The sequence below is a fragment of the Caldimonas caldifontis genome, assembly GCF_002930615.1.
Classification (GTDB): domain Bacteria; phylum Pseudomonadota; class Gammaproteobacteria; order Burkholderiales; family Burkholderiaceae_C; genus Caldimonas; species Caldimonas caldifontis.
Map to the genome: position 1 here is coordinate 233,479 of NZ_PSNX01000001.1, position 19,449 is coordinate 252,927.

The window sequence follows — 19,449 nt, forward strand, 5'->3', positions numbered from 1 at the left end:
CACGGGACTTGCTGGTGCGAGGTGGGGTTGAGACGGAGGAAGGATGACATGAGGCGAGCTCATCGGTGGTTTGCCATGGCGTGCGGCCTGCTGTGGTGCGCAGGCGCCTTGGCGCAGGGTGTGCAGCCCGTGAAGGTGGGGTTGATCGCCCCGCTTACCGGCGGGTCTTCCGACATGGGGCAGAGCATGCAGCTGGCTGCGGAGCTGGCCGTGAAGGAGATCAACGCCGTGGGCGGCTACCTGGGGCGTCCACTGGAGCTGGTCGTTCGCGACGACCAGTCCGACCCTGAGCGAGGTCGGCAGGCCTCTGTGGAACTGGTGCAGCAGGAGAAGGTGGCGTTCACGCTTGGCTTCTGCGACAGTGAAGTGGCGCAGCGCTCGCTCGACGTTTTCCAGGAGCAGCGGCAGGTTCTGATGGTGCCCTGCGACACGGGCTCGGCGCTCACGGCACGTGCCCTGCGGGGCGACAGCTATATTTTCCGGTTGGCTCCACCGGATGAGCTGTCGGCTCGCGTGCTGGTCGGGGAGCTGGTCGATCGCCGCAAGTTGCGCAAGATCGCGGTGCTGGCGGACCGAACGGCCTACGGTGAAGGCGGCCTGAAGGATTTGACCGATGAGCTGGCGCAGCGCGAGCTCAAACCGGTGTATGTCGGCCGCTTCGACAGGGGCGTCAGGACATTGACCGAGGAACTGCGTCAGGCGCGTGCGCTCGGCAGTGAGGCCCTCATCGTCTGGGGCCGGGGGCCTGACCATGCGACGGCCCTGCGCTCGCGCGCCGAACTGCGCTGGGCCGTCCCCTATTTCGCGCCACCGACGCTGGCGTCGCGGCTGGCCCTCGAAGGTGCCAGTGCAGCCCTGCTGGACGGCGCGATCATGGTGCAGACGGTCCACCACGACATGGCCAACGAACGCCGGGCCACTTTTCTGACCAGTTATGCGGCCCATGCGGGTGGACGCAAGATGGGCTCGCTCACCGTGGCGGCACAAACTTATGATGCCATGTACCTGCTCGTGTCGGCGTTTTTCCAGGCGCGAGGCGGTGGCGGTGATGCCTTGAAGCAGTCGCTGGAGGCCCTGGAGCGGCCCTACCGAGGGGTGGTGACCACCTACGAGCGCCCCTATGCTGTGAAGGACCACGAAGCCTATTCGATCAACATGCTGTGGCTGAGCGTGTGGCGGGGGGGTGAGGTGCAGTACCTGTACCCGATCGATGCGCAGCGGGCGAGCGTGATCCGGCGCAAGGAGTCCTGACGCATCCGGCCCGAAGGGGGCGCCTAGAATCCGCGGCGCGTCGCGCACGATCTCACGCCCTCATGCTCTTGGTCTCTGCTCAGGATGTGTCTTTGGCCCGCCGCTTCCCGCATGGCGGGGAGCTGCGCTATCGCCATGGGCGCCCGGCGCTGGCCTGGCCCGAACCGGGCGCAGCTCATGGCTTGCTCGGCCGCCTGTGGCCCGCAGCGCCTTCCCTCGCTGCACCGCGGCTGCTGTGGCCTGCGCCGGCGCTGTGCGAGGAGTGGCTCGCCAGCGGCCCGCTGAGCGACGGCCGGCTGGGCTGCGTGAGCTATCGCAGCAATGGGAGCTGGGTGTTCGGCACGGCCTGTGTCGACGACCGCGAGCAGGGTATGCGACAGGCCGCGCAGCGCGCCTATGCCGATGTCTTCCAGGTGCTCGACCGCGAGGGTTGCCCGCAGCTGCAGCGCCTGTGGAACTACATGCGCGCCATCAACGCCGAAGAGGCGGGGCTGGAGCGCTACCGCCGTTTCAATCTCGGTCGCGCGCAGGCCTTCCTGGATGCAGGTCGGGGCCTGGAAGACGGGGCGCCGGCCGCCTGCGCCATGGGCACGGCGCAGGGGCCCTTGACGGTGCATTTCCTTGCCGGCCGCCACAGCCCCCTGGCCATCGAGAACCCGCGCCAGGTCAGCGCCTACCGCTATCCCCAGCGCTACGGACCGCGCAGCCCCACCTTCTCGCGCGCAGCCCTGGCCGACCTGGGCGAGGGGGTGCATGTGCTCTTCATCTCGGGTACGGCCAGCATCGTGGGGCATGAGTCGGTCCACCTGGGCGATGTGGTGCGCCAGGCCGGCGAATGCCTGGACAACATCGATGCCGTGCTGGCCGCGGCTCTACCCCACGTGGGCGGGCCCTGGACTCTGGCGGCCCTGCGCGAGCGCCTGGAGTGCACCGTCTATCTGCGACACCCTGAAGACCTGGCGGCGGTGCGCGAGGTGATCTCTGGGCGACTGGGTGTTGGCACACCTGCTGCCGAGGCGGCGGTGTACCTGCAGGCCGACGTATGCCGGGCCGAACTGCTGGTGGAAATCGAAGCCCAGGTGCGTCTGGCACCGCAGGAGGCGTCATGAGGATGTGGTGGTCGTGTGCCCTGGTGTCGGGCGCCTGTGCCCTGGCCTTGCAGGCCTGGGCGGAACCTCTGCCGGAACGGCGCAGCGTGGAGCGCCCCTTGTGGGAAGCGGGGCTGGGGCTGGGGGGACTGAGCCTGCCCGACTACCGGGGTGCGGCCACCCGCAGCAACTATGTGCTGCCGCTGCCCTATGTGGTCTACCGGGGGGACTGGCTGCGCGCCGATCGAGACGGCGCGCGCGCCGTGCTCGTCGACGCACCGAGCTGGGCGATCGACCTGAGCCTGGCCGGGTCGCCACCGGCGCGTGGGCGCAGCGAAGGCATCCGGGCCGGCATGGACGACCTGCCAGCCACCTTCGAGATCGGGCCGAATGCCAGCATCAACCTCTGGCGCACCGCGCGCCGCGACCTGCAACTGCAGTTGCGGCTGCCGCTGCGTGCGGTCTTCACGCTGGAACGCTCGCCGCGCTCGGCGGGGGCGGTCTTCCAGCCGCACCTGCATCTCGACTCGCCCAGCCTGAACGGCGGTTGGCGCCTCAGTCTGCAGACCGGCCCGGTGTATGGGACCGCAGCGCATCATCGGCACTACTACGGAGTGGCCGCCAGCGAAGCGCTGCCCGAGAGGCCTGCCTACCAGGCGCGGGCCGGCTACGGCGGCTGGCAGACGCTGGGGGCGGTGTCGCGCCGCATCGGCGCGCACTGGGTGGGGGCTTTCGTGCGCCATGACCACGTTGGTGGGGCCGTGTTTGCCGACAGCCCGCTCGTGGAGCGTCGCTCGGGCTGGAGCGTGGGCCTGGGCTGGGCGATGGTGCTTGGCCGTTCTGCACAGACCGTCACGGTTTACGAGTGACCCCGGACGGGCACGGCTTTGGCGGGTGAGGGGCCGTTGGTAAGATGGATCGCGCGGGGCCGCAGGTGGCCCGGCCTGTGAACCCAACGGGAACGCCATGCAGCCCTCCGCCGAGATGAATCCCGCGGCTCCTGCTGCCGCAGAGACCCCCCCCCTGCGCCCTGCGGTGCTGGCGGGCCCTGAAGCGCTCTCCAGCGCCGCGCGGGCCGAGATCCGCGAGCTGTCGGGCCACCGGCCCGGGCGCTTCCTGCTGGAGCTGGCCTGGAACTGGCTGGTCGTGGCGGGTGTCATCACGCTTGGGGTGCTGGCCTCCAATGTCTTCGTGACCGTGCTGTGCATCCTGATCGTCGGCACGCGCCAGATGGTGTTCGGGCTGCTCTTGCATGAACAGGTGCACCGTCTGGGGCTGCGCGGCAAGTACGGCGACTGGATCGTCAACGTGCTGGCGGTCTATCCGCTGTTCGCCACCACGGTGGAGGACTACGCCAAGGTCCACCTGTCGCACCACAAGTACTTCTTCACGAGCAAGGACCCGGATTTCATCCGCAAGTCGGGCGAGGACTGGACCTTTCCCGCCGACTGGAAGGTGCTGGCCCGCCTGGTGCTGCGCGATCTGACGGGGCTGAACACGGTGGCGCTGATCAAGGGCAAGACGGGCACCGCGGCAATGGACGAGTTCACCCGCACCAACCCCTCACCGCTGTGGCTGCGCCTGGGCTTCTACGCCTTGTTGGCTGTGGTGCTGACGCTCGTGGAGGGCTGGACCGTGTTCCTGGTGTACTGGGTGATCCCGCTGCTCACGGTGACCCAGCTGCTCGTGCGCTGGATCGCCGTGATCGAGCACAAGTACAACATGGAGAACGCGACGGTCTATGAGACGACCCCGCTTATCCGCCTCAAGCCCTGGCAGCGCTTGCTGATCCCCGACCTCAACTTCGCGATGCACGCCTACCACCACGCCCACCCGGGGGTGTCGTTCTCCCAGTTGCCCAAGGTGCACGAGATCTACAAGCGCGAAGGGCTGGTGGACGAATCGGCCATCTTCGACGGCCAGGGTGCTTACCTGCGCTACATGCTCAAGCGCAGTCGCTGACCCGGCGGCCTGCAGGGCGCCTCAAGCCCTCTCGTCGGGCGCGGCCCAGCGTTCGGCCTGCTCGGCGGCGGTGCGCAGGGGCTTGAGGCTGCACGCAAGGGTGGCCGCGGAAATGGGGGCGACGATCCCGCACACCAGGGCGAGCGAGACGCCCACCATCTTTTCGTCGGCGAACAGGTAGTCGGTGCAGGCGGCCACCAGGCTCGGGCCCAGCACGGAACCCACCACGGTGGTGAGCATCAGGCCCAGCGCCGAGACCTGGCCGCGCATCTCGTTGGGCGTGACGAGCTGGATGGTCGAGGTGCCCAGCGAGATGAAGACGCTCGACAGCAGGATGGCCGGGGCGTAAGCCAGCATCGAGAGCTCAGGCGTGGACAGCAGCGGCGCCGCAATCAGGAAGGGGATGGCAGCAGCCATGGTCCACATGGCCGTGCGCAGCGTGGCGTCGCGTTGCCCTCGTCTCAGGAAGAGGCTGGCCAGCCAGCCACCGCCGAAGATGCCCAGCGTGCTCATGGACAGGATGATGGCGCCCAGCAGCGTGCCGACCTGGCCGACCGCCATGCCGTGCACACGAATGAAGAAGGTGGCCACCCAGGCCAGCAGGGCATAGCTCACCGTGAACGCCATGCTGATGCCCACCACGAAGCACAGGGCCAGGCGGCGGCGCTCACGCAGAAAGTCCACCACGGCAGAGATGGGCACGGCGCTGCCGCCGGCGATGGTGTTGCGTCGGGCGGGCTCGCGGATCGTGAGGGTGAGCGCGGCCATCAGCAAGCCGGGCAGGCCCACCAGGATGAAGGCCAGCTGCCAGCCATGCACGACGCCCAGCACCGGCACAGCGACGTCACCCCGTGCGGCAATGCCACCCACGGCCCCACCGATCACGAAGGCCACGCCCGAGCCCAGGGCCGTGCCCAGCGCAAACACGCCCAGGGCCAGTGGCAGGCGCGATTTGGGAAAGTAGTCGCTGATGATCGAGTAGGCCGCAGGTCCCAACGCTGCCTCGCCGACCCCTACACCGGCGCGGGTGAGGAAGAGCTGCCAGTAGGTCTGCGCCAGGCCGGCCGCAGCCGTCATCAGGCTCCAGAAACTGATGCCGATCGCCACGATGTTGCGACGGTGGGAGCGGTCGACGAGCCGCCCGATGGGCAGGCCAGCCAGACAGAAGAACAACGAAAACGCCAGGCCTTGCAGCAGCGAAATCTGGAAGTCGCTGATCTGCAGGTCGCGCCGGATGGGATCGACCAGAAGGCCCACCAGCAGCCGGTCCACCAGGGAAACGACTGCGGCCAGCATCAGGATGATCACCACGTACCAGGCGTAGCCCGTGCGCGGGGCCGAAGCGGTGGTGGCGTCAGTGTGGGATGAGGGGTTTGCCGGGCCCGGCGTGTCCATGTGCACTTTCTGGATAAGCGATGCCTGGGAGCAGGTATCGGCTCGCAGCGTAGCAGAGCGGCCCGCAAGGCGTCGCATTATGCATGCGATGAATATGACTTAGTCGTTGCGTCTGCTGGATGAATCCAGCGGGCCTCCCTACAGTGGCGACCCAACAGGCCTTTGCAGGCCATTCCACGACAAAGCCGGTGCGAAGCCGGCCGGAGACAAGACACATGGAAGTGTCCTTCAGCAAGGAAGTCCAGGCCCTGCGCCTGGGGGCCGGCGACACCTTTCACGGCGAAGGCATCCTCGCCATCACCAAGGCACTGTTGCAGTCGGGTGTGGCCTATGTGGGGGGCTACCAGGGCGCACCGGTGTCGCACCTGCTGGACGTCATGGTCCAGGCCAAGGAATACATGCAGGAACTGGGGGTGCACGTCGAGGCCTGCTCGAACGAAGCCTCGGCCGCCGCCATGCTCGGCGCCTCCATCCATTACCCGCTGCGCGGCGCGGTCACCTGGAAATCCATCGTCGGTACCAACGTGGCGGCCGATGCGCTGTCCAACCTCGCGTCACCGGGGGTGAAGGGTGGGGCGCTGATCGTCGTGGGCGAAGACTACGGCGAAGGTGCCAGCGTGATCCAGGAGCGCACGCACGCCTATGCGCTGAAGTCGTCGATGCTCATGCTCGACCCGCGGCCGGAACTCTCGAACATGGTGCGCATGGTCGAGGAGGGCTTTGCGCTGTCGGAAGCCTCGAACATGCCGGCCATCCTGGAGTTGCGCATCCGTGCCTGCCACGTGCGCGGCAGCTTCGAGTGCAAGGACAACCTCAAGCCGGCGCTGTCGACGCAGAACCTGATCGACGAGCCGGCCGGCTTCGACTACATGCGCCTGGCGCATCCGCCGGTGACCTTCCGCCACGAGAAACTCAAGGTGGAGGAACGCATCCCGGCCGCACGCCGCTACATCGCCGAGCACCGGCTCAACGAGCTGTTCGCCGGCCGGCGCGACGATGTGGGGCTGATCGTGCAGGGGGGGCTCTACAACTCGCTGATCCGTGCGCTGCAGCAGCTCGGCCTGGCCGATGCCTTTGGCCAGAGCGAATGGCCCATCCTGGCGCTCAATGTCACCTTCCCGCTGGTGCCGCAAGAGATCACGCAGTTCTGCGCGGGCAAGCGCGCCGTGCTGGTGCTGGAAGAGGGCCAGCCCGAATACATCGAGCAGGACATCCTGAGCACCCTGCACCGGCTGGACATCCAGACGCCGCTGCACGGCAAGGACCTCCTGCAGGCCACCGGCGAATACACCGTCGAGGCCATGGCCACGGGCCTGGCGAAGTTTGCTGCCAAGTACCTGCCCGAGTACGCGGTGGATGCGGCGCAGGCCTGGCTGGAAGGCAACGCCAGGCGCCGCCAGGACGTGGCGCAGCAGCTCGGTGCACCGCTGCCCGCGCGCCCCCCCGGCTTCTGCGTGGGTTGCCCCGAGCGACCGGTGTTCGCGGCGCTCAAGCTGGCGCAGCAGGACGTGGGCCCGGTGCACATCGCGGCCGACATCGGTTGTCACGCGCTGGCCACCTTCGAGCCCTTCTCGTCGGGCCACTCCATCCTCGGCTACGGCATGAGCCTGGCCAGCCGCGCGGGCGTGTCGCCGATGATGCAGCGCCGCGTGCTGTCCATCATGGGCGACGGTGGTTTCTGGCACAACGGCCTGCTCACCGGAGTGCAGAGTGCGCTCTTCAATGGCGATGACGCAGTGCTCGTCATCATGAAGAACGGCTACACCTCGGCCACCGGCACCCAGGACATCATCTCGACGCCCGACGAAGAGGTGAAGGAGCGTGCCGAGGACAAGCAGCAAAGCCTCGTGGACCGCAACACCACCATCGAGTCCACGCTCAAGGGGCTGGGTGTGCAATGGATGCGCACCGTGCACACCTACCACGTGGACGCCATGCGCAAGACGCTGCAGGAGGCCTTCACCAGCGAGTTCAACGGCCTGAAGGTCATCATCGCCGAAGGCGAGTGCCAGCTCGAGCGACAGCGCCGCATCAAGCCCTGGATTGCCGGGCTGCTCAAGGCGGGCAAGCGCGTGGCGCGCGTGAAGTACGGTGTGGACGAAGACGTGTGCTCGGGCGACCACGCCTGCATCCGCCTGTCCGGTTGCCCCACGCTCACGCTCAAGGACAGCCCCGACCCCTTGAAGGTGGACCCGGTGGCCACGGTGATCGACGGCTGTGTGGGTTGCGGCCTGTGCGGCGCCAATGCCCATGCGGCCACCCTGTGCCCCTCGTTCTACCGGACCGAGGTGATCCGCAACCCCAAGTGGCATGAGCGGCTGTTGGCCGCCGTGCGTAGCACCACCTTGCGCTGGCTGCAGCCGGCCTGATGCTTTCCGGTTTTCGTTCGACAACACAAAGGAGACTGACCATGAAGACCTCGCCAAGCCTTGCCGGCCTTACCCGACGTGTGCTGTGCGCCGCCATCCTGGGCATGGCCGCGTGCGTGCCCGCCTGGGCCCAGACCTACCCCAGCCAGCCGATCCGCCTGATCGTGAGCTTCCCGCCGGGCGGCGCCGCTGACGTGATCGGGCGCACCATTGCCACGGGCCTGGGCGAGGCCTTCAAGCAGACCATCGTGGTCGAGAACCGCCCGGGTGCGAACGGCAACATCGGTGCCGATGCGGTGGCGAAGGCGGCACCCGACGGCTACACGCTGCTGATGAGCTCGGGCGGCACCATCACGGCCAATCCCTTCCTGTTCAGCAAGATGTCCTTCAACCCTGAGAAGGACCTCACTCCTGTCGCCTCCACGGCCGTGGTGCGCCCTTACCTGATGGTGCATCCTTCGCTGCCGGTGAACTCGGTCCAGGAGTTCATCGCCTATGCCCGCGCCAACCCCGGCAAGCTCAGCTACGGTTCGGCCGGCAATGGCAGCTCGCTGCACCTGGCTGGCGAGATGCTCAAGCGCGACGCCAGGATCGAGGCCACGCACGTGCCCTACCGCGGTGCTGCCCCGGCGTTGAACGACCTGCTGGCCGGCCAGGTGCACTTCATGTTCGACTCCGGTCCGGGCCTCAAGCACGCTGAGGCCGGCAAGCTCAAGCTCCTGGCCGTGGGCAGCCCGCAGCGCGCCTCGCAGCAGCCCAACACGCCCACCCTGGCCGAATCGGGGCTGACAGGCTTTGATGCCGATACCGTGTTCGGCATCTACGCACCTGCCGGCACGCCGGCGGCCATCATCGACAAGCTCAATGCCGAGATCAACAAGGTGCTGCGTTCACCGCAGGCCGTGGCCGCCATCAACGCCATCGGCGCCGACATCCAGACCCTGAGCGTGAAGGAGTTCGCCGACCGGCAGCGCTCCGATCGCGCCCGTCTGGGGGCCTTCATCCAGCAGGCTGGCATCAAGCTCGACTGATCGCTCCAAAGACCATGTCCCAGCCCCTTTCCGCCGACCGTCCTGTCACCGTGCTGATCTGTGCCCTCGGCGGCGAGGGTGGCGGGGTGCTCTCGCAATGGTTGTTCGAGACAGCGCTGCAATGCGGCCACAGCGCGCAGAGCACCTCCATCCCGGGCGTGGCGCAGCGCACCGGGGCCACCACCTACTACCTGGAGATCCACCCCCGGCCCGACGCCGAGCTGGGGGGGCGCAAGCCGGTTTTCAGTCTCTACCCGGTGCCAGGTGCGCTGGACCTGCTGGTGTCGTCCGAACTGCTGGAGACCGTGCGCCAGATCGGACTGGGGCTGGCCAGCCCCGAACGCACCACCGTCATCAGCTCCAGCAGCCGTGCGCTCACGGTGGCCGAGAAGATGCAGCTGGCCGACGGCCGCGCCAGCGCAGAGCAGTTGCTCGCCATGGTTCAGCGCTACAGCCGCGAGGCCAGGGTCTTCGACATGGCCGCCATGGCTGAGCAGACGGGCACCGTGATCAGCGCGGTGCTTCTGGGAGCGGTGGCGGCCAGCGGTCTGCTGCCGTTTGCGCGCGAGGCCTATGAAGGGGTGATCCGCGCATCAGGCAAGGGTGTGGACGCCAGCCTGCGAGGTTTCACGCGAGCCTACGACACCGTGGCGGCCGCGCGCGCCCAGCAGGACGTGGTGCTGCAGGCTGCCCAGGCCGCCACGGCCGCGATCGCACCACCGGCCCCGGTGCTGCCGGCTGCCCTGGCGCAGCGGTTCCCGGCGGCCACGCACGAGATGGTGGGAGCCGGCCACGCCCGCCTGCTCGAATACCAGGACGCCGACTACGCGCGGCTGTACATCGAGCGGCTCACCCGGGTGTTCGAGGCCGAACGCGCCGTCGACCCTCAGGGCCAGCAGGGCTGGGTCATCACGCGTGAGACGGCACGCTACCTCGCGCTGTGGATGGCCTTTGACGACATCGTGCGCGTGGCCGACTTGAAGTGCCGCGCCAGCCGCCACGCTCGCGTGCGCCGCGAAGTGAAGGCGGCCGACGAGGAACTGCTCTACATCTACGACCACTTCAAGCCGGGCGTGCCGGAGTTCGCCGCCTTGCTGCCCGACGGTCTGGCCCAGCGTCTGCTGCGATGGGACCGTCGTCGCGTGGCCGCCGGCAAGAGCCCGTTCGCCGTGCCGCTGAAGATCGGCGCCCACACCGTCACCGGCTTCCTGGCCCTGCGCGTGCTCGGCAGCCTGAAATGGCTGCGCCGTCGCGGCAGCCGCTTTGCGGTCGAGCAGGCCATGATCGAGCGTTGGCTGGCGGGGGTGGAGCAGGGCACGCGCACGGCGTGGCCGCTCGGCCACGAAATCGCCGAGTGTGGCCGTCTCATCAAGGGCTACGGCTCGACGAACGAGCGCGGCAAGGACAACCTGCTGCATGTGCTCGATCATCTGGCGACGGCAGCATCGTTCGAGACCCCCGGGCAACGCGCGGCCGCCATCCGTGCCGCGCGTGTGGCCGCGCTGGCCGACGACGCCGGCAAGGCGCTCGATCAGGCCCTGGTCCAGCATGGCGCCCCGGCCCGACCGGTCAAACCCCAACCCATCCAGTGGTACAAACGGCGCCCAGCGTCCTGACCCGCATTCCCCCATGAGCCGCATCCATCACCTGCCCCTGCACGTCGAGTTCGGCGACTGCGACCCCGCCGGCATCGTCTGGTTTCCCAACTTCTTCCGCTGGTTCGATGCGGGCTCACGTCGCTTCTTCGTCGCCTGCGGGGTGCCGACGTGGAAGGAACTGGAGAAGACCACCGGCATCATCGGCACTCCCCTGGTCGACACCCAGGCGCGCTTCGTGCGCCCGGCGAGCTATGGCGACGAGATCGTCGTGGAGACCAGCATCCCCGAATGGCGCACCAAGAGCTTCGTGATGAAGCATCGCATCCTGCGCGGCGAGGAACTGCTGTGCGAGTGCAACGAGGTGCGCGTGTTTGCACAACGCACCGGCGCCGACCCGCATGCGATCCGCGCTGTGCCCATCCCAGAGGACATTCGCGCCCTCTGTGGCTGATCTTCAGGTGGCAGCTGCCACCGCGGCGTGAAGGTCGGATACGAGGTTGTGCCGGCCCAGGTGGTCCGCAAAGCCCGAGCGCTCCATCAGGCTGCGTGGCTGTTCGTTCAGGTCGCACAGCACCAGGCGAATGCCCTGGCGCTGCAGGCTGCGGTGAAGCTGCTCCAGCGCATCCAGACCGGTGGTGTCGATGGAGATCAGGCGGTGCATCTCCAGCACCAGCACCCGGGTGTTCGGGTGCAGGCGCTGGGTGATGGCTTCCACCTTGGCCACCGCCCCGAAGAACAGCGCACCATAGAGCTTCATGGCCTGCACCGTGTCGGGCACACCCGCCGGCAGGTGCAGCGCCTCGATGCGGAACAGCGTGCTCATGCGATAGATGAAGAACACGCAGGCCATCACCAGGCCGGCTTCCACGGCCACCGTGAGATCGAACACCACGGTGAGCACGAAGGTGCCCACCAGCAGCACGCGGTAGGGCACCGAAAACTGGCGCAACCGCACGAACTCGCGCCACTCGCCCATGTTCCAGGCCACGAAGAGCAGAATGCCGGCCAGGGCGGCCAGCGGCACGTGCGAGGCCAGCGGCGCGGCGACGAGCACCACGGCCAGCAGCGTGAACGCGTGCACGATGCCGGCCACCGGGCTGCTGGCCCCGGAGCGCACGTTGGTGACCGTGCGCGCAATCGTACCCGTGGCCGGAATGCCGCCGAAGAAGGGCACCACCATGTTCGCCACGCCCTGGCCCATCAGTTCCTGGTTGGGATCGTGGCGGGGGCGTTCGCTCATGTTGTCGGCCACCCGCGCGCACAGCAGGGATTCGATGGCGCCCAGCATCGCGATGGTGAGCGTCGGGATGAAGAGCTGGCGGATGCCGTCCCACGAAAAGGCCGGCCACTCGAAGCTGGGCAACCCCTGGGGAATGCCGCCGAAGCGCGAGCCGATGGTCTCCACCGGCAGTGCGAACAGGGCGGTGAGCATGGTGGCCAGGCCCAGCGCCACGATGGTGCCGGGCAGCCGCGCCACCACCTTCAGTCCGCGTTGCACGGGCGAGTGGGCAATGGCCGGCAAGGCATAGAGCTTGGGCCAGAGGATGACGATGGCCAGGCAGGCCAGGCCCACCGCCACGGCCAGCGGGTTGAGCGTGTGCAGATGCCGGCCCAGTGTGCCGATCTGGCTGAAGAAGTCGGCCGGCAGGTTATCGATCGACAGGCCGAGCAGGTCCTTCACCTGCGACAGCGCGATCAGCACCGCAATGCCGTTGGTGAAGCCGATCACGATGGTGACCGGGATGTAGCGCACCAGCACCCCGAGCTTGAACAGGCCCATCAGGAAGAGCAGGCCGCCGGCCAGCACCGTGGAGATGAGCAGGTTGCCCAGGCCGTAGCGCTGCACGATGCCATAGACGATGACGATGAAGGCGCCGGCCGGCCCGCCGATCTGCACACTGGAGCCGCCCAGCGCCGAAATCAGGAAGCCGGCGATGATGGCCGTGAACAGACCTTGTTCCGGTTTGACACCGGAGGCGATGGCAAAGGCCATGGCCAGGGGCAGGGCCACGACACCGACGGTCAGGCCCGCCGAGATGTCGCGCGCGAAGCGTTGACGGTTGTAGTCGCGCAGGTCGTCGAGCAGGCGAGGGCGGAACGTGGCAAGTTCGAGTCCGGCCGGAAGTCGTATGCCCATGGTGTGGTCTGGTCGTCCTCGTCTGTGCAGCCTCGTCCCGGGCCTCATCTTCAGGCGGTGCCGCCGCTGCGGTCAAGCTTGGGCGAGTGTCCTGCTGCGGCTTGCGTGCCGGCTGAGGTAGGCTCGCGGCTGCCGACCCTAACTCCCGGAGCTTGCAGATGACTGACCCGGCCCACGCCATGGACCCCCGCGCGCTGCTGCGCCACCTGCTCGATGCGGCCATCGCACGCGCGCAGCCGGCCCAGGGCCTGGCGGGCCGCCTGCCGGCGCCGCCGCGCGGACGCACGCTGGTGCTGGGCGCCGGCAAGGCGGGCGGGGCGATGGCGGCCGCAGTCGATGCCCTGTGGCCCCGGGACGCTCCGCTGAGCGGCCTCGTCGTGACCCGCTACCACCATGTACCGCCCGCCTACCGGGCAGCACCCGGGCGCATCGAGGTGGTGGAGGCGGCCCACCCGGTGCCGGATGAAGCGGGACAGGCCGCCGCGCAACGCATCATCGAGCTGACCCGGGGCCTCACGAAGGACGATCTGGTGCTGTGTCTCATCTCCGGCGGGGGCTCCGCCCTGCTCAGTGCGCCGGCGCCGGGCATCACGCTGGCCGACAAGCAGGCCATCAACCGCGCCTTGCTGAAAAGCGGCGCGTCCATCGGTGAGATGAACTGCGTGCGCAAGCATCTCTCGGCCCTGAAGGGCGGACGGCTGGCGGCCCTGTGCGCACCGGCGCGTGTGGTCACGCTCGTGATCTCCGACGTGCCCGGCGACGACCCCAGCGTGATCGCCAGCGGCCCGACCGTGCCCGATGCCTCCACCTGCGCCGACGCCCTGGCCATCGTGCGTCGCTACGGCATCGCCCTGCCCGAGGGCATCGAGGCGGCCTGGGAACGCGGCGAGCTGGAGACCCCGAAGCCCGGAGACGCGCTTTTCGAGGGTCACGAGGTCCACCTGATCGCCACGCCCCAGCAGGCGCTGGAAGCGGCGGCCGACGCTGCCCGCGCCCTGGGGATCGAGGCGCACATTCTCAGCGACGAGATCGAGGGCGAGTCGCGCGTGGTGGGGCAGGTGCATGCGGCGCTGGCCCGCCAGGTGGCCCGCCGGGGCCAGCCCTTTGCGCGCCCCTGCGTCATCCTCTCCGGCGGGGAAACGACGGTGACCGTGCGTGCCTCGGGCGGCCGGGGCGGCCGCGCCACCGAATTCCTGCTGGGCGCAGCCCTGGCCCTGCAGGGCGAGCCCGGGGTGTTCGTGCTGGCGGCCGACACCGATGGCATCGATGGCGTGGAGGACAACGCCGGGGCGCTCGTCACGCCCGACACCCTGGCCCGCGGCGAAGCCCTGGGCCGCCAAGCCCAGGACGCGCTCGACCGCCACGACGCCTACCCCTACTTCGAGGCCCTGGGCGATCTGGTGATCACCGGGCCCACCTTCACCAACGTCAACGACTTCCGGGCGATCTGGGTGCCGTGAGGCTGCGCTACCAGCCGATGGCCTTGGGCAGCCAGGTGGCCACCTGGGGAAACGCAAAGAGCAGCCCCAACGCCACGATCTGCAAGCCCACGAAGGGCAGGGCACCGAGGTAGATGTGGCGGGTGGTGACACCCGGTGGTGCCACGCCCTTCAGGAAGAACAGGGCCCAGCCGAACGGTGGCGTGAGGAAGGACATCTGGAGGTTCATCGCCACCAGCGTGGCCAGCCAGACCATGTCGGTTCCATAGGCCTGGAAGACCGGCAGGAACATGGGCAGGGCGATGTAGGAGATCTCGATCCACTCCAGGAAGAAGCCCAGCACGAAGAGCAGCGCCATCAGGAAGAGCAGCGCGCCCATCTCGCCGCCGGGCACGGCCTCGAACAGGCTGTGCACCATGGCCTCACCCCCCAGTCCCCGGAACGCCAGCGCAAATGGCTGGGCGCACAGCAGGATGAAGAACACCATGGCGGTGATCGTGAGTGTGCCGTGCAGGGTCTCGCGCAGCAGCGTTGCATTGAGGCGTCGCGCCCACAGGGCAATCAGCACGCTGCCCAGCGCACCCATCGAGGCGGCCTCGGTGGGTGCGGCGATGCCGCCCACGATGGAGCCCAGCACCGCGACCACCAGCAGCAGCGGCGGCACCACGGTGCGTAACAGGTCGCGTCCCAGCGTACGCCGGTCGATGCGCTCACGCTCTTCGGCGGGCAGGGCGGGCGCCAGGTGGGGTCGCCGCCAGCCCAGCAACAGCAGGTAGATCACATACACCGTCGCCAGCATCAGTCCCGGCAGGAAGGCGGCTGCGAACAGTGTGCCTACCGATTCGCCGACGATCTCCGACAACAGGATCAGCACCAGGCTGGGTGGGATGATCTGCCCCAGCGTGCCCGACGCGCAGATCGTGCCGCAGGCCACAGTGGGTGCATAGCCGCGACGCAGCAGTGTGGGCAGGGTCAACATCGCCACCGTTACCACCGTGGCACCCACGATGCCGGTGGAGGCGCCCATGAGCACGCCCACCAGGATGATGGCGATGCCCATGCCGCCGTTCAGCCCACCCATGGCCCGTCCGATGGTGTCGAGCATGTCTTCGGCCACGCGGGACTTCTCCAGCATCACGCCCATGAAGACAAAGAGCGGGATGGCCATCATCGTGTAGTTGGTGACAACACCGTACAGGCGTGCGGGCAGCAGCGCAAAGAGCATGGACCCGAAGCCCATGTAGCCCGCCGCAAAACCGGAGACAGCCAGGGCGATGGCCACCGGCACGCCGATCATCATCAGCGCCAGGAAGCCCGCGATCATCCCGATCGCCAGCCATTCGTTGAGGCTCATGCCGGCGCCCTCTCTTGCGCAAGACGCATCACCGTGCGCACCGCATCCAGCAGACCTTGGAGGGCCAGCGCGGCGAACCCCAGCACCAGAAAGGCCTTGAGCCCATACCGATAGGGAAGACCACCTGGGTCCGGCGACCCTTCTCCCATGGCATAGGACTGCATCACATACGGCCAGGACAACCAGGCGATCAATGCCCCGACACCCAGGGTGAGCATTGCGCCCAGCAGATCGACCAGGGCCTGGGCGCGCCTGCTCATACGCTCATGCAGGAAGTCCACCCGCACATCGGCCCGGTGGTGCACGGCGTAGGCCATACCGAGCAGGGCGATGGGAGAGATCAGGTGCCACTCCAGTTCCTGCAACCCCACGGGGCTCCACGAGAAGACATAGCGCAGCAGCACGTTGCAGGCCACGAGCAGCACCAGCACCAGCACGCAGGCGCGTGCAATCCATCCCAGAGCGAGCACGGCCCGCTCCAGGCTTTTGAGGACGACGGACATGGCGAACGAAGTTCAGAGGAACAGGAAGGTCTTTTCGCTCACGGCGGCCCAGGACTCGTGCTTCTTGCGGAAGGCCATGAAGGCGTCGTGCACTTTGCGGGTGGCGGGGTCGGCCTTGGCACCGGCTTCCAGCGTGTCGGCCGTCACCTCCTTGAGTCGGGCCACCACGTCCGGCGGGAGCGGCGCAGCCCTCACGCCGTGGTTGGCCACCAAGTCGGCCAGCGCGTCGGCATTCACAGCCTCGCACCAGGCCAGGCTCTCGTTGTTGCAGGCCTGCGCGGCGGCCTGCACGATGGCCTGCAGGTCCTTGGGCAGGCTGTCCCAGGCCTTCTTGTTGATGAGCAGCTCGGTCACGTTGGTGGGTTCGTGCCAGCCGGTGGTGTAGTAGAACTTGGCAGCGCGGTGCAAGCCCAGGCGCCGGTCCTGGAAGGGGCCGACGAATTCGGCGGCATCGATCACGCCCCGCTCGAGCGCCGGGAAGATCTCGCCGCCGGGCAGCAGGCGCACGGCCACCCCCAGTGAGGCATACACCTTGCCGGCCAACCCCGGGATGCGCATCTTCAGGCCATTCAGGTCGGCCACACTGTTGATGGGCTTGCGGAACCAGCCCGTCATCTGCACGCCGGTGTTGCCCATCGGGAAGGCGATCAACCCGAGCGGCGCATAGAGCTCGTGCCACAGCTTCAGCCCGTCACCGTGGTAGAGCCAGGCGTTCATGCCCTGGGTGTTCATGCCGAAGGGCACAGTGGTGAAGTACTGTGCTGCAGGCACCTTGCCGGCCCAGAAGTAGGCGTTGGCAGCATTCATCTCGACCATGCCCTTGGCCACGGCGTCGAACCCCTCCAGCGCAGGAATCAGTTCGCCCGCGGCGAAGTGCTGGATCTTCAGGCGGCCGCCCGACATCTCTTCCACCTTCTTGCAGAAGTCGGTGGGGCTGCCCGGGCCCTGCACATAGAAGGGCGAGCCCGGCCCGTAGGCATTGGTCATGCGCCAAGTGAATGCGCTGCGCGACCGGGCGCGAACGAGGGCCGGGGCGGCCAGGGCCAGGCCGGCAGAGCCAGCCACGAGGTGGCGACGCGAGAGGGTCATGGTGCTGCTCCTTGGGGGACGACATTTGTCAAGACGAAGATGTCCCTCGTTACGCAAGCGCCATGCCACCGCGAATGCCCTGGCAAGTCCTTGATTTGCATAGATTTCAAGATGGAGAGAGCTCACGCGCGCACTGTCAAACGACATGCGGCTGTGGGCCTGGCCGGCCATGTGGACTTCACAAATGACACCGTCGGCCATCTGCATGTCCATTTGTCAACGGGGCATCCGCTTTCCTGAACCAATCGTCGCGTGGGGATCGGTGCGGCGGCCATTTGGCGATCCTGCACCGCCACGGCGCACGGGTGGGCCCAGGGCGCCATCCCGGTGCCGGCGTGCGCCTTGCGCGCGCCGTCTCACAGGCGTGCACCGCCCCGGCGGTTTTTCACCCGGGTCATCAGCGTCTTGCAATCCACCGAGAGAATCTCCGGCCGGTTGAAGATGTGCTTGCGCACGAAGGCATCAAAGCTTTCGTAGCTGTCGGTCAGCGTGTGGATGTGCAGGCTCTGCAAATCGCTCATGATGTACAGGCTCACCACCTCGGGGCAGGCGGCCAGCTCCTGCGAGATGGGCTCCAGGGCCACAGGTGCCACGCGCAGATCCAGGAAGGTGGACACCACCTTGCCCAGCTTCTCGGGGTTCACCACTGCCGAGAACTGTTCAATCACGCCGGCGTTCACCAGAGCCTGCACCCGGTTGCGCGCGTGGGCGCGCGAGATGCCCAGTTGGCGGGCGATGTCGGCGTACGAAGCGCGCGCATCGCGGATCAGGAGGTTGAGCAGGGTGCTGTCGAGCTTGTCCATCCCCAGGCTTCGCAGCTTCCGTGCCTGCGGCGGGGCTCAGCTGCCGGGTCGTCCCTGCGAGGGCCGCAGCAGCACCACCAGGGCGCCGTTGCCGCCGTCGGAAGCGCGCGCCTGGGTGAAGGCGATCACTTCGTTCTTCTGCACCAGCCAGGTCTTCACCTTGGCCTTGAGCACGGGCTCGCGCCCTGGCGAGCCATTGCCCTTGCCGTGCACCACGCGCACGCAGCGCAGGCCCTGCTTGAGTGCCTCACGCAGGAAGGTGGCGAGTTGTTCACGCGCCTCGTCACGGCGCAGGCCATGCAGATCGATCTGGGCCTGGATCACCCACTCGCCGCGGCGCAGGCGGCGCACCACCTCGGGCCCCACGCCGGGGCGGCGGAAGGACAGCGCCTCGTCGGTGTCGAGCAGGGTCTCGACGTCGAACTCGTCGGAAATCGCCTCGCGCAGCACCGACTGTTCGTCCAGCGCGCGTTGCCGAGGTTCGGGACGGGGCCGCGGGCGGTCCAGCTCGGCCAGACCGCGGTCCTTCAGGCCCTGCACCGGCCCCACGCTGCGGGCAAACAGCTCGCGTTCGCGTCGCTCACGCGCTTCCTGCTCGCGCCGCTTCGCTTCGCGCTCCGCGGCTTCGCGGGCCTGCGCCTGCAGCGCCTGCTTGATGGCGGCCAGGTCGGCGAGGCTCTTGGCTTTCATCTACAGCAGGCCCCGTTCGGCAAACGACACCACCTGCTCGCGCGCCACCACGAAATGGTCGAGCACCCGCACATCCACCAGGCCCAGGGCCGACTGCAGCGTGCGCGTCAGGTATTCGTCCGCCTTGGACGGCTCGGCCACGCCGGAGGGGTGGTTGTGCGCCAGCATCACGGCCGCCGCATTCAGCGCCAGCGCGCGCTTGACCACCTCGCGCGGATAGACGCTGGTCTGCGTGAGCGTGCCGCGGAAGAGTTCTTCCATCGCCAGCAGCCGGTGCTGGGCGTCGAGGAAGAGCACGGCAAACACCTCGTGGGGCAGGGCGGCCAGCTTCAGGCGCAGGTAGTCCTTCACCTGGGTGGGTGATTCGAACACCGGCCGCGCCTGCAGCGCCTGCGCCAGGGCGCGGCGGGCCAGTTCCAGCACGGCCACCAGTTCGGCCCGCTTGGCCGGTCCCAGGCCTTTCACCCGCTTGAGTTCGTCGGCGCCCGTGTGCAGCAGGCCGGCGACGCCGCCGAAGCCCTGCAGCAACTGCTGGGCCAGCTGCAGCACCGGGGTGCCCTTCATGCCGGTGCGCAGCAGCAGTGCCAGCAGTTCGGCATCGGCCAGGGCCGCGGGGCCCAGGGCGAGCAGTTTTTCACGCGGGCGGGCGTCGGCGGGCAGGTCCTTGATCGACATGGGGGATCCGGGGGAGGGGCCGTCCAGCGTGACGGCCGAGGGGTTGGGGCCGGACTTCTACAATG

17 protein-coding genes are annotated in these 19,449 nt (G+C 68.1%); 9 read left to right on the plus strand and 8 right to left on the minus strand.

Annotated features, from left to right (window positions below):
* Positions 1-48: 48 nt before the first annotated feature.
* The 4 genes from C1704_RS01110 to C1704_RS01125 all read left to right on the plus strand — a co-directional run bounded on the left by C1704_RS01110 (position 49) and on the right by C1704_RS01125 (position 4,301).
* Positions 49-1,251, plus strand: coding sequence for an ABC transporter substrate-binding protein (locus C1704_RS01110; protein WP_104300130.1), 1,203 nt, complete (start codon positions 49-51; stop codon positions 1,249-1,251).
* A 92-nt stretch (positions 1,252-1,343) separates the two neighbouring features.
* Positions 1,344-2,360, plus strand: a complete 1,017-nt coding sequence (locus C1704_RS01115; protein WP_211286782.1) for a chorismate transformation FkbO/Hyg5 family protein — start codon at positions 1,344-1,346, stop codon at positions 2,358-2,360.
* Positions 2,357-3,208: a MipA/OmpV family protein gene (locus tag C1704_RS01120; protein WP_170064593.1), complete on the plus strand. Its 852-nt coding sequence runs from the start codon at positions 2,357-2,359 to the stop codon at positions 3,206-3,208. The genes C1704_RS01115 and C1704_RS01120 overlap by 4 nt, the downstream gene beginning before the upstream one ends.
* Before the next feature lie 97 nt (positions 3,209-3,305).
* Complete coding sequence (locus C1704_RS01125; protein WP_211286784.1) at positions 3,306-4,301, plus strand: fatty acid desaturase family protein; 996 nt, start codon at positions 3,306-3,308, stop codon at positions 4,299-4,301.
* Positions 4,302-4,322: 21 nt separating this feature from the next.
* On the opposite strand, the gene C1704_RS01130 is transcribed toward C1704_RS01125, so the two are convergent.
* Positions 4,323-5,696, minus strand: coding sequence for a spinster family MFS transporter (locus C1704_RS01130; protein WP_170064594.1), 1,374 nt, complete (start codon positions 5,694-5,696; stop codon positions 4,323-4,325).
* A gap of 215 nt (positions 5,697-5,911) precedes the next feature.
* Between C1704_RS01130 and C1704_RS01135 the strand changes: the two genes are divergently transcribed.
* The 4 genes from C1704_RS01135 to C1704_RS01150 are packed head-to-tail and all read left to right on the plus strand — an operon-like array spanning position 5,912 to position 11,145.
* Positions 5,912-8,065 carry a thiamine pyrophosphate-dependent enzyme gene (locus C1704_RS01135; RefSeq protein WP_104300136.1) on the plus strand — a complete coding sequence of 718 codons (2,154 nt, stop codon included), beginning with the start codon at positions 5,912-5,914 and terminating at the stop codon, positions 8,063-8,065.
* 41 nt (positions 8,066-8,106) lie between these two features.
* A complete protein-coding gene (locus tag C1704_RS01140) occupies positions 8,107-9,096 on the plus strand; it encodes a Bug family tripartite tricarboxylate transporter substrate binding protein (protein ID WP_104300138.1) in 990 nt (329 codons plus the stop codon).
* A gap of 14 nt (positions 9,097-9,110) precedes the next feature.
* Positions 9,111-10,712 carry an indolepyruvate oxidoreductase subunit beta family protein gene (locus tag C1704_RS01145; RefSeq protein WP_104300140.1) on the plus strand — a complete coding sequence of 534 codons (1,602 nt, stop codon included), beginning with the start codon at positions 9,111-9,113 and terminating at the stop codon, positions 10,710-10,712.
* A 13-nt stretch (positions 10,713-10,725) separates the two neighbouring features.
* A complete protein-coding gene (locus C1704_RS01150; protein WP_104300142.1) occupies positions 10,726-11,145 on the plus strand; it encodes an acyl-CoA thioesterase in 420 nt (139 codons plus the stop codon).
* A gap of 3 nt (positions 11,146-11,148) precedes the next feature.
* Here C1704_RS01150 and C1704_RS01155 read toward each other — a convergent pair whose 3' ends face one another.
* Entirely contained in the window at positions 11,149-12,831 is a 1,683-nt protein-coding gene (locus tag C1704_RS01155; protein WP_104300144.1) for a SulP family inorganic anion transporter, read from the minus strand.
* 158 nt (positions 12,832-12,989) lie between these two features.
* Here C1704_RS01155 and C1704_RS01160 point away from each other — a divergent pair, with 158 nt between their 5' ends.
* Positions 12,990-14,291: a glycerate kinase type-2 family protein gene (locus C1704_RS01160; RefSeq protein WP_104300146.1), complete on the plus strand. Its 1,302-nt coding sequence runs from the start codon at positions 12,990-12,992 to the stop codon at positions 14,289-14,291.
* Positions 14,292-14,298: 7 nt separating this feature from the next.
* On the opposite strand, the gene C1704_RS01165 is transcribed toward C1704_RS01160, so the two are convergent.
* The 6 genes from C1704_RS01165 to radC all read right to left on the minus strand — a co-directional run bounded on the left by C1704_RS01165 (position 14,299) and on the right by radC (position 19,384).
* On the minus strand, positions 14,299-15,624 hold the full coding sequence (locus tag C1704_RS01165) for a TRAP transporter large permease (RefSeq protein ID WP_104300148.1): 1,326 nt from the start codon (positions 15,622-15,624) through the stop codon (positions 14,299-14,301).
* Positions 15,621-16,127 carry a TRAP transporter small permease subunit gene (locus tag C1704_RS01170; protein ID WP_104300150.1) on the minus strand — a complete coding sequence of 169 codons (507 nt, stop codon included), beginning with the start codon at positions 16,125-16,127 and terminating at the stop codon, positions 15,621-15,623. The genes C1704_RS01165 and C1704_RS01170 overlap by 4 nt, the downstream gene beginning before the upstream one ends.
* Positions 16,128-16,139: 12 nt before the next feature.
* Positions 16,140-17,216 (minus strand): TRAP transporter substrate-binding protein, encoded by a 1,077-nt coding sequence (locus tag C1704_RS01175; protein ID WP_104300151.1) that lies wholly within the window; start codon positions 17,214-17,216, stop codon positions 16,140-16,142.
* Positions 17,217-17,572: 356 nt separating this feature from the next.
* The gene (locus tag C1704_RS01180; RefSeq protein ID WP_104300153.1) at positions 17,573-18,019 is read right to left on the minus strand and encodes an Lrp/AsnC family transcriptional regulator; all 447 of its coding nucleotides are present in this window, start codon (positions 18,017-18,019) and stop codon (positions 17,573-17,575) included.
* A gap of 36 nt (positions 18,020-18,055) precedes the next feature.
* On the minus strand, positions 18,056-18,709 hold the full coding sequence (locus C1704_RS01185; protein ID WP_104300155.1) for a Smr/MutS family protein: 654 nt from the start codon (positions 18,707-18,709) through the stop codon (positions 18,056-18,058).
* Complete coding sequence (gene radC / locus C1704_RS01190; protein ID WP_104300156.1) at positions 18,710-19,384, minus strand: RadC family protein; 675 nt, start codon at positions 19,382-19,384, stop codon at positions 18,710-18,712.
* Between the last annotated feature and the right edge of the window lie 65 nt (positions 19,385-19,449).

Coding starts and splice junctions, on each gene's coding strand:
- C1704_RS01110 (WP_104300130.1), top strand. CDS start 49: ATGAGGCGAGCTCATCGGTGGTTTGCCATGGCGTGCGGCCTGCTGTGG.
- C1704_RS01120 (WP_170064593.1), top strand. CDS start 2,357: ATGAGGATGTGGTGGTCGTGTGCCCTGGTGTCGGGCGCCTGTGCCCTG.
- C1704_RS01125 (WP_211286784.1), top strand. CDS start 3,306: ATGCAGCCCTCCGCCGAGATGAATCCCGCGGCTCCTGCTGCCGCAGAG.
- C1704_RS01130 (WP_170064594.1), bottom strand. CDS start 5,696: ATGGACACGCCGGGCCCGGCAAACCCCTCATCCCACACTGACGCCACC.
- C1704_RS01135 (WP_104300136.1), top strand. CDS start 5,912: ATGGAAGTGTCCTTCAGCAAGGAAGTCCAGGCCCTGCGCCTGGGGGCC.
- C1704_RS01140 (WP_104300138.1), top strand. CDS start 8,107: ATGAAGACCTCGCCAAGCCTTGCCGGCCTTACCCGACGTGTGCTGTGC.
- C1704_RS01145 (WP_104300140.1), top strand. CDS start 9,111: ATGTCCCAGCCCCTTTCCGCCGACCGTCCTGTCACCGTGCTGATCTGT.
- C1704_RS01150 (WP_104300142.1), top strand. CDS start 10,726: ATGAGCCGCATCCATCACCTGCCCCTGCACGTCGAGTTCGGCGACTGC.
- C1704_RS01155 (WP_104300144.1), bottom strand. CDS start 12,831: ATGGGCATACGACTTCCGGCCGGACTCGAACTTGCCACGTTCCGCCCT.
- C1704_RS01160 (WP_104300146.1), top strand. CDS start 12,990: ATGACTGACCCGGCCCACGCCATGGACCCCCGCGCGCTGCTGCGCCAC.
- C1704_RS01165 (WP_104300148.1), bottom strand. CDS start 15,624: ATGAGCCTCAACGAATGGCTGGCGATCGGGATGATCGCGGGCTTCCTG.
- C1704_RS01170 (WP_104300150.1), bottom strand. CDS start 16,127: ATGTCCGTCGTCCTCAAAAGCCTGGAGCGGGCCGTGCTCGCTCTGGGA.
- C1704_RS01175 (WP_104300151.1), bottom strand. CDS start 17,216: ATGACCCTCTCGCGTCGCCACCTCGTGGCTGGCTCTGCCGGCCTGGCC.
- C1704_RS01180 (WP_104300153.1), bottom strand. CDS start 18,019: ATGGACAAGCTCGACAGCACCCTGCTCAACCTCCTGATCCGCGATGCG.
- C1704_RS01185 (WP_104300155.1), bottom strand. CDS start 18,709: ATGAAAGCCAAGAGCCTCGCCGACCTGGCCGCCATCAAGCAGGCGCTG.
- radC (WP_104300156.1), bottom strand. CDS start 19,384: ATGTCGATCAAGGACCTGCCCGCCGACGCCCGCCCGCGTGAAAAACTG.